Origin of the sequence: Bradyrhizobium sp. HKCCYLS3070, assembly GCF_051167575.1 — a bacterium.
Classification (GTDB): Bacteria; Pseudomonadota; Alphaproteobacteria; order Rhizobiales; family Xanthobacteraceae; genus Bradyrhizobium.
On record NZ_JBNPTI010000003.1, the window covers coordinates 120543 to 134937 of the forward strand.

The window sequence follows — 14395 nt, forward strand, 5'->3', positions numbered from 1 at the left end:
GGCCGAGCCTGCGGCGCGAGGCCACGCAGATTTCGACGACCGGCCCGCTACCGGCCTTGGCGCGGCGTTCCTATATCCGGAGCGGCAACAACGGAGTTGGCAGGTCGTCATGCAGCCGGTTTCCATGCTTCTGAACATCCTCTGGATCCTGTGCGGCGGCGCCTACATGGCGTTCGGCTGGCTGGTCGCCGCGGTCGTCATGGCGATCACGATCGTCGGGCTGCCCTGGTCCCGCGCCGCATTCAACATCGCCGCCTATACGCTGCTGCCGTTCGGCTCGCGCGCCGTCCGCCGCGACCAGCTCACCGGCATGGAAGACGTCGGAACCGGCGTTCTCGGGCTGCTCGGCAACATCATCTGGTTCGTACTGGCCGGCTGGTGGCTGGCGCTCGGCCACCTCCTGACCGCAATCGTGCTCGCGGTAAGCATCGTCGGCCTGCCCTTCGCCTGGGCCCATCTGAAGCTCGCCGGGCTGGCGCTGTGGCCGATCGGCAAGACCATCGTGCCGGCGTAAGGCGGGTCGGCGGGAGCGGTCCGGCCGCGCACCCCGCCGAACTGCCCCCGCGCCTCGCGGCGCGAGCGGCCCGTCCGCCTGGTCCGGGGAGCATCCAAGGCCGTTGCCGTCGCCCAGGCAATCGGCTAAACGATTTGCCGTACGCACCCGTAGCTCAGCTGGATAGAGCGTTGCCCTCCGAAGGCAGATGTCAAGCTGTTTTGCGGCAGTGTGAAAGTAAAAAGTCACTTGGGTTTCAGACACTTAAGAAATCGGCGCGGATCGCTTCACAGCCACGAAGTTTCCGCGTAAGCACTGCGTAAGCAGCGCAGGCACCCGTAGCTCAGCTGGATAGAGCGTCGCCCTCCGAAGGCGAAGGCCACACGTTCGAATCGTGTCGGGTGCGCCACCCAATCAAAAGCTCTTTCGCAAGTCGGGAGGATCTCCCGACACATTCCCCGTGACTACCGATCAATTTGCGTTCAGCATCAAAGGCGCCTTCGCGCCCTAGTGGATTAGGTCGTCAGAAGCCAACTGATGCGCTTGAATCGAGCGCCGTTGATCGGGGGCACGCAGGGATCGTAGATCTGGGGCCCGGTTAGGCTTTCGGACTCTTTAGCCTCACGCCCTCGCCTTTTTGGTCCGCATCGAGAAACTCTATACCGGCTTTGGCCAAAGCTTCCTGAACGGCCTGCACCGTACTTATCCGAGAATCCACCACCCCGCCCTCGAGCCTCGCAACGGCGTTCAGGGACACAATCGCCTTGTCCGCAAGTTGCTGCTGGGACCAGCCAAGCAACGCTCTAGCAGCCCGAATTTGTCGAGAGGTGATCATGAGATCACCATCGACAGCCCTAGCAAAAGCGCCACTATAAGGTTATAAATACACCTCTTAAGGGTATTATCCACCCGTATCGGAATGAAATCTCATGTGGATAGCCTTGAGAGTTTCGAGTTGAGCCGTCTGCGCAATTTTCAGGTGCTTGTTGCCGTTCATTGAGATGCGTAAGCAATGAAGACCCCCTCGTCCCAACCGTCCTACGAGCCTCAGACCAAAATCGGATCTCGCTCCGGCAGCCGCGACCGCGACAACCCCGACAAAGCCTATAGACGTTCAGCTTCAGACGTCGCCAACATACGGGTCAAGGCAACCGACGACGATTCAGGCTTGATCATAATGGGCAAGCAGCTCGAAGAGGCTATTGCCAAGATACGAGCCTTGTACGATCCGGCATCACCAGATCATCTCGAAGGAATCGAAAGCATGCTCGCCGAGCTAGCGCCCATAGAGCAGGCCATATTGGCCACACCGGCACGAACCCTAGCCGGTCTGGGCGTAAAAGCTCGCCACGCAGCCTACGTTATTTCCGAATATTGGGATGCGCCGATTGATCAGATCGACTGGGATGCTCGGGCCGTACGTTCCTTGATTGAAGCGGTGTGCGAAGTGGCCTCCATACCATTTTCCTTCGAGCCGAACTCTAAAGAAGTGAAATAGCCGCGCTGTACAGATCTTGCTGCCGTTCAACTTTCGACAAAGGGATTGGAGCGAATGCGCATCGTATCGATCATGGCCGCGATCCTCGAAGAGGAGTTGCGAGCACATGGGATCCGCGGACTAACCCAACTCGACCGCGAAACGATCGTCCACAGCATGATTGAACGCACGGCCGAACTCGAAACAGACATCAGGCAGCGGCAGTTGGAATCACGCCTCGATGATCAGAGCTGAGGGACCGTTAGTCTCTTGCAGACTTCTTTCGAGACGGAGGAGAGGGATGGATTCCCACTCAAAGGCCGCAGGTACCATAAAAACCCTGTAAAGCAAGGCATTCCAGAAAAAGCCGAAGGTTTGTGACCACCTGTGTGTACCACTCGATCGGCCCGGAAAGCCGTCAATCCCGGCCGATGTCGGGACTGCTCAGGGCGGGTCGGATTGATCTCGTGGAGCTCATTGAGCTGGACGATGAGGGCGCGCGGGCCTGCCGGCCGGAGCCGGAGCTTGACGGAAAAGTATCCTCATGAATCAATCGACGGCTTTCGTCGAGGTGATAACGATGGCTCAATTTCTTTCCGGCCCCAAGATTCTTGACGCGATCAACTCCTCGGTTACGCAGGCCAAGTCGACGTCGATCGACCTCGCAGTGGCATACTGGGGTCGCGGCATGTCTGATCAGCTGAAGCTCTTTGAGACCGCTGCGCCCGTCCGCATCTTGTGCGACCTGAACAGCGGCTTCTGCGATCCGGGCGAGATCAGGCGCCTCCTCGCTCGCAAGAAGACGACGGTCAAGACTCGAAACGGACTGCATTCCAAGGTTTACCTCGGACCCAAAACTGTGGTCGTAGGATCGGCCAACGCGTCCAACCGCGGGCTAAAGAACCTGTCCGATCTCGAGGCCGCCATTTCTGACGCGACGTCCGTCGCCGACGCCAGACGGTGGTTCGACCGTCTCTGGGAGGATGACGGGTCCCTCGATGTGGACGAAGAGATCCTCAAGGCGGTACCGCCGCCTCAGGCGTCGCTGACGTTCCTGAAGCTCCTGACCAGGGCGCCAGTGCTCCTCGCCGATTTCAAAATCCATTTCCTGGCGTTCATCGAGCCATCTCGCAAGCGCTCCAACAAGGAGTACGACCAGGCGTGGACGGAGATAAAAGCGCTCCGCCCTCCCGTTTATTCCGCAGCAGAAATCCAGCACAACGGCGACGACCACCCGTTCTACATTGACCACGGCAATACGTGGGCCTTACCTGTGGGATCGTTCGTCGTGAGTTTTTGGCTTTATGCCGATGTCGCAAAGCCGGCCGAAATCGGCGGGGTATACCGCGTCAAAAAGATTGGCGATCTGAACGGTAAGAGGATCGTTTTCGGCCAGCTTATTCACGACACGAACCGCGTGTTTAGCTTCTCGTTTCCGCCGAACGAGCGCCGAGCCGTCAAAAAGCTGATCGACTATTGCGTCAGGCAACGCCGCATTGAAGCGGGGAACCTCGGCGCGTCCTTGCATCATGCGATCGAGATCTCGGCCAGCGATTTGGCCTCGGCGGTGCCGATCGTTCTGGGGGCTGAAAAGTGGGCCTCAAGACAAACGCCAATGTGACCTTGTTCGATACCGCCCAATAGATGCGCTTTTACGCGCCCTGGGGTGGTCCCCGGCTGGTTGCGGTTGGCGCTTTTGTGGCCGCTGCCCGCCGAAGTCGCCGCTGGACGGTCTCCCGTGCGCGAGACGGCGAGCGCACGCCTCGACACGCATATCTATCTCAAAGCGCCATGGCGGTATGGCGCGTAGCTTCCCGTCTTTGACTTCGAATGCGACCAAAAGCCGGTTTCCTGTCCAATGGCCGCGCGGCGCGCCACAAAGACTGCCGCTTCTACTCGCCCGACCGCTCCGGCACCGATCCAGAGGCGCATCTTGCGACCTATGCCCCGGACCCATGCAGGCGGATGCCTATGCCGGCTTCAACAGGCTTTACGAGGTATCGCGCAAGCCTGGTCCGGTCATCGAGGTCGGCTGCTGGGCGCATGCACGGCGCAAGTTCTTCGAGATCGCACGGCTGAAGAAGGCGCCGATCGCGATCGAAGCGATCGCTAAGATCGACGCCCTGTTCGCGATCGAGCGCGAGATCAATGGTTTGCCGCCGCACGAGCGCAGAGCCGCGCGCCATGCGCGCAGCCGCCCGCTGGTCGATGAGCTTCATACCTTCCTGCACGAGCGCCGCGCCAAGCTCTCCGGCAAGAGCGAGACCGCCAAGGCGATCGACTACAGCCTCAAGCGCTGGGAGGTGTTCACGCGCTTCATCGACGATGGCCGGCTGTGCATGACCAACAACGCGGCCGAACGCGAGCTGCGCGCCGTGGCCGTCGGCCGCAAGAACTGGACCTTCGCCGGCTCCGACGAGGGCGGCCGCCGTGCCGCCGCCATCTACACCCTGATCCAGAGCGCCAGGCTCAACGACGTCGACCCGCAGGCCTGGCTCGCCGATGTGCTCGCCAGACTGCCCGATCATCCGGCTAGCAGCATCGCAGACCTGCTGCCCTGGAACTGGAAGCACACCGCCATCCCTGCCGCTGCTTGATCGCTCTGATCAATCGTCTATCCGCGCGGGCTACTCCCGCCTGCGGTCTTCACCGGATGCGTACTAAGCTAAAAGGAAGGCTAAGCCGGAGACCACGTCCGAGTTCGTCGATAGCAGCGGCGCAGCTGTGCGGCTTGATCGAGATTCCTCTTGAGTTCCAGTGTGGCCGCTTGATTGCCTCAGCTCGAAGCAGCGACAAGATAAGTCTGGCCGACACCTCTACGCTGAAGCATCGCGTTGAGAGTCGATAACCTCTTGGACTGAACGGCTGCACCGGCACTAAAATCAAATCTTACGGGAACATTCCTGGGCGGAGCCCAAGCGCCGAAGCCCTGATCCAGCACAATGGTCGCCTGGCGACCGTCTTGGAATTCAAGCCTGAGATACCGGCCATGCGGAACGTCCCTGTGGAGCAATATGACCCGAACGCCGCGCTCCTTCCCAAAAAGTTCGATCACGGCCTTCTGGTCCGCTGGGCTGAGCCAATCATGCGATATCTGCCACGGTTGTCCGCGCGAGCCACCCCTCGGTTGCCGCGTTTCAATAGATAGCAGAGCATCTCCGTTGCCTGATTTTGCGAAAATCTGACCGACGGTGTCGATCAACAGACGCGCGACGAGAGGGGACGAAACAAATGGATCTTGATACACAGCACGAGTAATACCCGACTTTGTCGATATTTCGCTGCTGGCCAGTAGCTTGAATAGTATTTCGGAAGCGAGTGCACCGAATGCCGCAAGATTGCAGTCGAGTTCCGAGCCGATTTGAATAAGTTGGGAGCCGGATCGGGGTAGAAGCGTATTGAGATCAATCAGCGCTGATTGTTTGACGAACGATCCTTGTCCACGCGCCAATGGCAGATTGGCAGGTTGGCCCCAAGCAGGTCCCGGAAGTCGCGGCTCTACATCACGTGCGGCCCAAATTGTACCTTCGTCGCCCAACGTATCGACGATCGCAAACGCGCATGCGCCATTTTTGAATGTGAGCGGCTCCTCCGCCATGAGTTTGATGTTGTGCTTTAGAGCAAAGTCGCGAAGGACAAGCTTCTCTGCCGGAGTTAGAGCCTGGATCAGCCTCGGTGAGATTGCCACTCTCACTGGATGTCCACGCATCGTCCAGTGAAGGAGCTGGGGAGCGAGTGGCCAGTCCTGCATCGCAGCCGGAACGCTACGATCGGGCAAGAAGACAGTCAGTGTTGAGCGCGCCGCGCGACGGAGCGAGCGGTCGATCTCGTCGAGCGGGGCGAGCGACAGGACGGCGCCGTCCGTAAAGCGGTCATCAATATCGAGCTCTGATGGAAAAATCAGATGGGCAAGCAAATATTGAAGGGCATTAATGCGATCCAACTCGCCTGGAGCAGTGGGCGCATCTGGCGTCAGCACGCAGGCTGCGCAACCCCGCTCACAGCCGGGGGTTTGGCAATCAAGAAGTTTTTCCGCGCGACCGATAACCGGTCGAAGCAGATACTCTAGGGCCACGGCAAAACCCGCCCCGCCCGCTGCACGATCGAATAAGAAGAGCGAGACCGCGTCCGCGCCGAGCGCATTCCTGGTGTGGCCGACAGCAAATCCCATCTCGTCGGCCTCGATGCCGAGTTCCTGCGCGAGCGATTCTCGCAGCGCGATCACAAGCGCGTTGGCAACCGCGCGCCGCATAGGGTGCTTCAGCTGCAGCTCAAATACGTCGGTGGTAATCTCAAGGCCCAGCGCTAGGTGACGCTTGATGCTGAATGGCTTATCATTGCCGGCGCAATAGTCTTCACCCCTTCGATAGCGCAGCGGCTTGTGATCAACGAGTGCCCGCGGCGGAGGGTGCACCTCTCTGTTGTCGGTGTCGGCTTCAGCCCGGCCACAATGCAAGCAAATGGCATACCCAAATTTTCCTGGGCCACCACGATTGGAATAATAAACGAGCCCCTCGCGGCTGCAGCGATAGCGACCCAGTTCGGGTGCAGGGAGAGTCCGCCATGCAGCATCGCGGGCAGAGACCATTGGATCTTCCGCGGGTACGAAAGAAAGCATGTTGGTATCGGCATGCGCCCGGACCCGAGGATCAACGGAAAATCCCGCCGGCCGAAGGAATTCTGTGCTGGCTGGCCGCTCGGATCCGCAGGATGGACAGAACTCTGGTGGGCCGTCGCGTCGAGTGTCGCTTGTACCACACTGCTCGCAGTGCCAGAAATGCCGCAGACTTTGAATCTCGGCCAGGTTCTCTTCGCTCGCCGGCCGCTTCCAGTTCAGCGTCACTCCCGCCGACTTGTGGACGAGTCCGTCAAGCACGACCTCCGATCCAGGTGCATAATCACGTATAGCGAGATCAAGCGACCGCTGCGGACCGACCGTCCGGAATTGGCGCGCTCCGTCCTGAGCAGCATCTTGAGGGGGCTTGTATTCCTTACCAGGCAGGAATGAAACCACGTCGGTCGGGAAGCCGTGACCCGGCAGGAAGCCTCGGTCCGCCAAGCTGCCAAGCAGGAATTCTCCGCACATTCGCTTCAACTCCAGGCCCATCCGTGACCTGCCTGCATCCTGCAAGCCCTCGTCTTTTGCAAGACCTATTAGCCCGTTCCATTCGGCGACAAAGTTATCCGACAATGCGCCAATTGCATTCCTGGTATCTTCGACGAGCCTTTGATCCCCCTCGAGGATCGAGCGCTGGGTCAGGATCGTCAGACTCTCCGTATGTTCTCGGGCTGTTGCGGGCTGCTCGAGCCACGCGATGAAGGTTTCGACAGGTCGATCCGACTTTGAGGGCCGCGCTTCCCTCGGGTCTGCCGGACAACCGAGGAAGACACCGATTTGCATCTTCAGCGCGTCGCCGACGCGCTCGCGGAAGAAGCATCCAAGAAGGAACGCATTGATGTGACGCTGCACGATCGGTCGGCTGCTCAACGTGACCTTTGGTGCGGCGATCGTGCTGCGCAAGAAGGTCTGTGGATCCCGGAATGCCTCGCTGTCCAGTGGGCGATCCTTGCAGAATGTGAAGGCCATCGCCACGTCTTGCCCCCGCCGACCAGCACGACCAACCCGCTGTCGGTAGTTTGCGATCGATGGTGGTACGTTGGTCATCATGACCGACGACACCGAGCCGATGTCGACACCCATCTCCATCGTTGTCGAGCAGCTCAAAATGTTGATTCTGCCTGCCTTAAAATCCCGCTCGTAGCGACGTAGCCGGACGCTGTCTTGCTGCGCGGAATGCTCGGCCGAGCGGGCATAGTTGGCAAACAGCGCGATCCGATCGGAGATGTTGTTCCAAGCTCCCCTCGCTCTAAGCTCCTGGATAACTTGATCACTGGCTATCCATTGACGAGTGACCTCGCGCGCTTTGCCCAGATCGGCAAGTCCCATCACGCTTTCGGGGTGCCGCGGCATAGCGACGGGAGCAGCCTTTCGGCGATCCGGTGCATGCTCTTCGAGGCCGTACGGAGTCAGCCCGAACGGCGCCCGGTCCAACAAGCGGTGCGTGACTGGACAGTAAAATGCATCGACAATTGGCGCAACATAGGCCTTTGAAAAGTCATAGACGCGCCGTTCTGGATCGGCGCCGAAAGTGAACGAGACCTGCGTCCATGCGGCGTGAAGAGCCTCGTCGAGGTCTGACCTCTCAGCAGGATCGCTAAGATTGAACCCCACCCCCTGCACCAGAAATGCGACCGGCCGGGATCGAGTATACGCGCGGAAGAAGCCGTTCGGCCAAGCTTGAAGCGTTCTGTCACCATTGGTCTGGGCGTCCGGGCCAACGAGCGAGGTTAGCCTGACCTTCGGCGATATCCAGTGCTGCATCTCCCGGGAGATGGAGACGGCGCTATTCGCCCTCACGAACCAGGTCAGCACCGAGTCCAAATAGGCTCGCCAGTCCTCAATGGTCCCTCCCTTGCGCCGAAAGCCTTTAGGTAGATGCGTCTCGTTGAGCCGGTCGATGGAGGGATTGCGAAGCCGGGCGATTCCGAGGACTTCAACCGAGTTGGCCCGTCGCGGCCGGCGCGCAAACTCGCGCAGTAGGAGAAACTCTGCGATCTTAGATGGCGCCGAGAAAAGCTCTTCATCACGGGCCTGCCAAACCCCCTTGATCCACTCGGCGACCTCAATCCTTGCCGCCAAACGGTCCACGAGCTCGGGCCAAGAAATGCCATCGCTGTTCCCGAAAGCAAGTTCAGCAAGTCTGCACTTTCGCTTCGCTATCTCTGTCGTTAGTAGTTCCAGGCGCGTCTGCTTGTAAGCCTCCTCGTATTTCTCAATCTCGGTTGTTAGGTTGACCCGCTCCTCGTCTGCCCCGATGGGGGGCTGCATCGAAGACTGCACCTGATGGTAGATAAAGGAGCGTACGAAGTTCCGCTCCGATTCGACCTGCAGTTTGGCTGCCATTCGGGCCGTGCCTTGCCGCGAGTCGGTAAACGAAAGAAGTCTCCTTCCGCCGGAAGGCAATTTCTCTCCTGCTTCTGATTTTGCCGGCTCTATGCCCTCGAGCAGAATGGGTGCCGCGTTGCTCAGGATAAATGGCGCCCCGAACCGCAGGGGCCGAATCAACTCGGACGCGCCCTGACCCGCAGGATTGCAGTGAGGGCAGGCCCGCGGGCCGCCATGATCCTCTGCGAGCAGTGACACGCCATCTTCGGCAGCCGCATCCACAACGCGCCAATTGCCCCGTCTGTCCAACCAGAACGGTCGCGCGGAAGACGTTGGATTCGCCGCAAAGAGTCGATCCACGATCAGAATCGGTTCCCGTTCAGCTTCCGCGGCAGCGTCGCCGCTATCGTCCTCATCGCGGCCAGCATCAATTTCGCGCTCGCTGTCGAATGCGAACTCATCTCGTGGCGGAGTGCGCATCGGCGCCGATAGACGAGATCCTGATTCAACCCCCTCAAGATAGGCTTCACCACATTCGCAGCAGCTAACGACCTCCAACACCGGCGCCGCGCAGGAAGGGCACTGGTCGGCGCGCTCAGGCAGGATGCGCCCGAATGGCCAATTCGGAGAACGACCCGCGCAATCGGGATTGATGCAACTCCAAAAGCCAGGTACGGCTCGCTCAAATGCATGAATGCGGATCGGCGCCAGGCGCTCCTGATCTCCTTCCGCCGTCGTGCTTGCAGCCCGCGCCATGGCCAGCGCGAGATCGTCCTCAGCGATACCGTAGGAGTTTGCAGCGTCTCTGAAGTCTGAAAGAGGCACACTGCCATTGAAAAGTCGCTCAACCAGGCGCCAAACCTTCGGGTCGCGGCCAAGGAGTTCATAGAGCTGATTGGGTTCGGCGTCACGAATGGCGGGCAAGCGACCACTGAACTGACCCGATGGCCGCATCGGCATTTGCCGCAGGCCCTCGATGACCTGGACCTGGCCGTCCGGAATGCCGGCGACGTCGGCAAGAAATTGTTGAAGCTGCTGGCGGACATTCTCCCCCGATCCAATCGTTGCGGACGTCGCAATGAATCGGACTGTTTCCGGCTGAACATCAAATGCACGCAGTACGCGACGCAAGAGCAGGGCGATCTCGGCCGCAGCCGCCCCTACGAGCGAATGTGCCTCATCAAGAACGATCCACTTGAGCGCGCCTCTCGATAGGTCGATGATCGGCTGGTCTTCTGTGCGAACCAGCATGTACTCGAGCATCGTCACGTTGGTGACGAGCAGGGGAGGCGGGTTGGCGCGGAATTGCACGCGATCGATAATCTGTTCCGGAGTGCGCCGACGTTCGGATTCCTTCTCAGAGGACGGAAGGTTTCCGTTGTAGAGACAAAAGCGAATTTTCCCGCCGAACGGTCTCGTCCATGCTGAAAGACGCTCGCGCTGACTTTCAATCAGTGCGTTCAGGGGATAGAGCATGATCGCTTGCACCCCTGTGATCGGATCCCGTGTCCCGCGCGCTTGGGCGGCAAGGTCATTCAGAATTGGAAATAGGAAGCACTCGGTCTTTCCGGAGCCCGTACCCGATGTCACCAGCACGGATTGCGGATCTTTGGCCGAAAGGATTTGCCAGGTCTCGGCCTGATGACGAAAGGGCTTGCGCGTTCGTGGAAACCGGTATTCGTGATCATCAGGCAACCCATCCAATGCCTTCACCAGGTCAGGGTGCAGGGATGACCCTACTAGGGCCTCCATCGTATGGTTGACAGAAACAAAGGGATGGGCGCCTTCGATCATCGGCTCCTGCAGCAATGCGCCGATCGCCGGATCATCGCCGGACAGCAGTCCGCGCAAGATCCGTTTCAGCCCCTCGTGTGACAGCCCGGATTGTGCGATAATCGCTTCCGCGGAGCGCTGCTTGATTTCGTGTAGCGTTTCGAACTGCGTCATCTCAATCCGGGACCATTCTTAGCTGTAGAAGTCGACCAGACGGCGCCAGGCCATCGAAACATAGGCCGGGTCCTCGCGGAGCGTACGTCGCGCGAGCAGCGCCATCTCGCGATCAAGCGAGATCCTCCCTCTGGCGCTCGCTGCCAGGAGAACCGGCGCAAAGAGACCCGCAAAGTCCGCATGAGATTTGGTTTCAATCTCGCCGGGAAGTCTTAGGCCCTTCGACCGCAATCGGTCGGCATAGTCATTTTGCGGCTCGTCACTGCGACTGGACTGAGAAACGATATAGCCATTTGTCAAGTCACTAAGCGACGGCGTCTCCTTTGAATTCTTTAAATCCGTCCCCGACAGACCGGCGAGCCCGAAGATCTTTTCAAGGGCTGGTTCCAGTTCAGTCAGTTCGTCGCGAAGGCGGCGAAGCCGCGCGGCGGCTTCGCCGGCAGCTCTCTCCGGGCCGAAGACATCTTTGAGCGCTTGTGCAAAAGATATGTAATCGTTCTGTAGCGCGCTTTGCCATGCAGACATGGGCAAGCCGAGCCAGAGAAACGGAAGCTCATTCTGCAGCGACCAGACGGTGCCCTGCTCCTCGGCGTCGCGAGCATTCAGCAGTAGGCAAACCAAGGCCTCAGGGTTTGATGGCAATAGCTTCAACGCGTCAAACGCGCTGGGAGGTAGACCATTTAGATTGGTCGCTACGTCTAGCAACCAGGTGAGGTCGTCACTTTTGTTTTGTACGCGCGCCAACTTTGACAGCGCTGCCGCAATTTCCCGTTGACGAACGTTGAAATCCGCAATCGTGAGCGTTGATACCAGATCCCCACCATACATCGCGGGCATTCCCGGTCGCATGATCGGGACCGGTCGCGATACGACGTCTACGCCATCCCGCAGATAGATGATGCAAAGACCTTTGCAGCGCTCGGGTATACGCCATCGTCCATCACTCTCGGGTTCAAGCGCGTGCTCTCGCCGCGGATCTAGGATCATCTTCGCGACTGGGACAGCTCTCAGAGAATTAGTCGGGAGGGAATATCGCACGATACCCGCTTCAATCGTGAGCTTGTCCAGTCGATATCGGCTGATTCGGATTGGTGGACGATTGTCACCGATGAATTCGAGCTCCACGAGGTCGTCCTGACCTGGCAACGTGGCAAGCATCTCGTCAATCGAGCTTCGCAATGTCCCGAGAGGAAGCTCGCCATCGACATCCGTTCTCAGTCCAGTCGATTTTGCTCCCTTCGGCGCGAGATGAATGCCTTTGCGATGAGGTGATATAGCTAACGCCCCGCGTAGCGAGCTGAAGTCGATCCGGGAGCCAGGCGTAACGAGAGAGCTGTTGGCAAGAGCGATGGCCGCGTTGCGGCCGACGAGCGAAACGACCACCTCAAGGGCAGGACCGGCCGGCGGCCGTAATCGCATCGGAAGACGATATGTCGGGCGTCCGGCGAATCGAAACCAGAGTGTAGATGCATCCGCCTGCCCAACGGTGCAGTCTGCGTCCCGAAGGGATGCCGACCACCCAGCAAGGCCTTGAAGACGTAGCTCGCCGCTGACTGCGTCCTTCAGAACACCGCTTATGCGCGCTCCGCCCGGAACAAGCGCGAGCAGGCGCTTCTCGATCTGAAAATTGGCAGTTGGATCACGCCAGGAGAGCTCGATTAGGCCGACTCCCTGGAGGGGTCCGGACAGCGCCCCCCATTTGCCACCCGGGCATCGAACGAACAATTCGCCACTCACAGGCGGCCGAGGCTGCCTTCCCTGCTCTCGGATCCGCACATAGGCAGGTGTTGGCACAAGCTCGCAACGATCATCGGCGAGATCGATCTCCGCCGCCGTCACGGAGCTGATTTCGAGGTCACGGTCGACGCCGTCCGTATCTGGTTCCACTTTGAAACGACTGGATTCGAAATCTCCGCTCGAAAAGTAGGTCGCTCCAGCGACACAAACGAGCCGGCGTCCCAGCGAAGAGATCAATGTTTCAGTGACTGAGGTCTCAGAGGACGGCTCCACAATCCATTCGGCAGGAACCAATGCGTAAAGTGTCTTCGCCGGCGAGCTCACCGAGCCAGCCCGCAAGAATCGGAGCAGCGGTTCCTGAGGTGTCGATCCCTCGTCCTGTTGGAACACCAGGATATCAGACCGCAGGGCTTCACCTCCTGGCCAAGTCCAGTGGCACGGCGCATGATCGGGCGAGGTCACGGTCGTATTGACCGGTGCACTGAATGGAAAGCCCGTCAGGAGCTTGCCTGTCCGCGCGAAGGGACGGACACGCCAAAGCCGAGGTTCTCCGACAGGAGGCTCCATCAGCGCCAGCTCGCCAGTGAGGTGATTGCCAAGCTCTCCCATTGGAATGACCCGCGCTCGGCTCTGGCCCGATAGCTCCGGCAATTTCGACGCCTGAATTTCGCCATCGGCCAATATCTGCACCGCAGGAAGCCATTCGCCGCCCCTCTTAACCAGATAGCGCCTGACCTCGACGCCGTGAGTGACCGGACCGCTCATTCTCTCGTTGAGCAACCCGGTCAGAAGCTCGGCTGCGAGCGCCTCGTCTTCAGCTGGGAGATAGATCGGCAGTTCCTCGCGCCAGCCCGGGCATTTCGCATCGAGCATCAATGTATTTCGGACGCCGGGGGCACCTTCATTCTCTGCGATATGCCGAAGCAGCAAAAGGCTCTCCGCGAGTTCAGAGCACAGCGCGACGAACTCATCGCGCTGATACCCCTTACGCATACGCCCGCGTTCTTCCTCAGCAATCGCGAGAACCTCGTCTTCGGTACTCACTTTCGACGCGATCGCCCTGCGCATGATGATCCGAAGGTAATCCTTCAGCCAGCCCCGTTCGCCCTCGGCTAGAATCCTGACGGGAAAGCCTCCTTCGAGGGCCAGCGTCAGCAAGAACTCGCGCCCGTGCGGACCTCGCCGGAGCTCGCGGCGCCAGAATTTCAAACCCAGGAGGGTCAATTGCTGTTTGTTGGAGTAGGCAAGCCAGGGAAAAATGTCTGGAGCCAGGTCATCCCAGCGGTGAAATGTGGAGTTGGATTCACGCCTGAACCATTCGGCGCCAAATGAAACGAACATCGCACCTGAATGACGATCTGGATTCGCTAGACGACCCGTCGCCGCAAGTTGCCGAAGGATGCCCTTTGCGTCTTCATATTCGCCATCAGTCATCCGATAGCGATAAAGCGGCCGCTGATCGGGTTCAGCCAACCTCCTGGCATTCAGAAATGTCCAGATCCATTCGCCTAGCGAGCTCCTGGGTCGTCTGGTTATTGGGTCCGTGGCTACAGAAGCTGACTTAGAGAAGCGCGCTTTCGCCACCTCCATGTGTAGTTCGGAGGCCTGATCGCTGTCTCGTTTCTTCAGCTCGTGGTTCAGGGCTTCGAGAACGTTCGGATCATCACCTTGCTGCTCAAAAATCTCAGCAAGGCGCTTGTCACCCAGCTGCGAAAGATCAGTAAGGCTATCCCCCGAGGCGCCGGACATCTCACACTCTCCCTAAGGTAGAATGCACGAACCCGTCGGGAAAGAA

At 59.4% G+C, this 14395-nt stretch carries 7 protein-coding genes, 1 tRNA gene and 1 pseudogene; 6 read left to right on the top strand and 3 right to left on the bottom strand.

What is annotated here, in order from left to right:
* The first annotated feature begins 109 nt into the window (after positions 1-109).
* Entirely contained in the window at positions 110-514 is a 405-nt protein-coding gene (locus ACQR03_RS13125) for a YccF domain-containing protein (RefSeq protein ID WP_315715111.1), read from the top strand.
* A gap of 311 nt (positions 515-825) precedes the next feature.
* A tRNA-Arg gene (locus ACQR03_RS13130) sits at positions 826-902 on the top strand.
* A 189-nt stretch (positions 903-1091) separates the two neighbouring features.
* Here ACQR03_RS13130 and ACQR03_RS13135 read toward each other — a convergent pair.
* Positions 1092-1328, bottom strand: a complete 237-nt coding sequence (locus ACQR03_RS13135) for a helix-turn-helix domain-containing protein (RefSeq protein ID WP_315715110.1) — start codon at positions 1326-1328, stop codon at positions 1092-1094.
* A 177-nt stretch (positions 1329-1505) separates the two neighbouring features.
* On the opposite strand from ACQR03_RS13135, the gene ACQR03_RS13140 reads away from it, so the two are divergent.
* The 4 genes and pseudogenes from ACQR03_RS13140 to tnpC form a co-directional block, all read left to right on the top strand.
* A complete protein-coding gene (locus ACQR03_RS13140) occupies positions 1506-1991 on the top strand; it encodes a hypothetical protein (RefSeq protein WP_315715109.1) in 486 nt (161 codons plus the stop codon).
* Between the two features lie 54 nt (positions 1992-2045).
* Positions 2046-2225, top strand: a complete 180-nt coding sequence (locus tag ACQR03_RS13145) for a hypothetical protein (protein WP_315715108.1) — start codon at positions 2046-2048, stop codon at positions 2223-2225.
* Between the two features lie 289 nt (positions 2226-2514).
* Positions 2515-3591 (top strand): phospholipase D family protein, encoded by a 1077-nt coding sequence (locus tag ACQR03_RS13150; RefSeq protein WP_315715107.1) that lies wholly within the window; start codon positions 2515-2517, stop codon positions 3589-3591.
* Between the two features lie 272 nt (positions 3592-3863).
* Positions 3864-4567, top strand: a pseudogene (gene tnpC / locus ACQR03_RS13155) (IS66 family transposase); the annotation flags it as partial.
* A 179-nt stretch (positions 4568-4746) separates the two neighbouring features.
* Here tnpC and ACQR03_RS13160 read toward each other — a convergent pair.
* Both ACQR03_RS13160 and ACQR03_RS13165 read right to left on the bottom strand, forming a co-directional pair.
* The gene (locus ACQR03_RS13160; protein WP_315768066.1) at positions 4747-10863 is read right to left on the bottom strand and encodes a DEAD/DEAH box helicase; all 6117 of its coding nucleotides are present in this window, start codon (positions 10861-10863) and stop codon (positions 4747-4749) included.
* Between the two features lie 18 nt (positions 10864-10881).
* A complete protein-coding gene (locus ACQR03_RS13165) occupies positions 10882-14349 on the bottom strand; it encodes an STY4851/ECs_5259 family protein (RefSeq protein ID WP_315715105.1) in 3468 nt (1155 codons plus the stop codon).
* Positions 14350-14395: the final 46 nt, after the last annotated feature.

What these genes read in the sequence shown, in the direction of transcription:
- ACQR03_RS13145 (WP_315715108.1), top strand. Translation starts at nt 2,046, where the DNA reads ATGCGCATCGTATCGATCATGGCCGCGATCCTCGAAGAGGAGTTGCGA.
- ACQR03_RS13160 (WP_315768066.1), bottom strand. Translation starts at nt 10,863, where the DNA reads ATGACGCAGTTCGAAACGCTACACGAAATCAAGCAGCGCTCCGCGGAA.
- ACQR03_RS13125 (WP_315715111.1), top strand. Translation starts at nt 110, where the DNA reads ATGCAGCCGGTTTCCATGCTTCTGAACATCCTCTGGATCCTGTGCGGC.
- ACQR03_RS13135 (WP_315715110.1), bottom strand. Translation starts at nt 1,328, where the DNA reads ATGATCACCTCTCGACAAATTCGGGCTGCTAGAGCGTTGCTTGGCTGG.
- ACQR03_RS13150 (WP_315715107.1), top strand. Translation starts at nt 2,515, where the DNA reads ATGAATCAATCGACGGCTTTCGTCGAGGTGATAACGATGGCTCAATTT.
- ACQR03_RS13165 (WP_315715105.1), bottom strand. Translation starts at nt 14,349, where the DNA reads ATGTCCGGCGCCTCGGGGGATAGCCTTACTGATCTTTCGCAGCTGGGT.
- ACQR03_RS13140 (WP_315715109.1), top strand. Translation starts at nt 1,506, where the DNA reads ATGAAGACCCCCTCGTCCCAACCGTCCTACGAGCCTCAGACCAAAATC.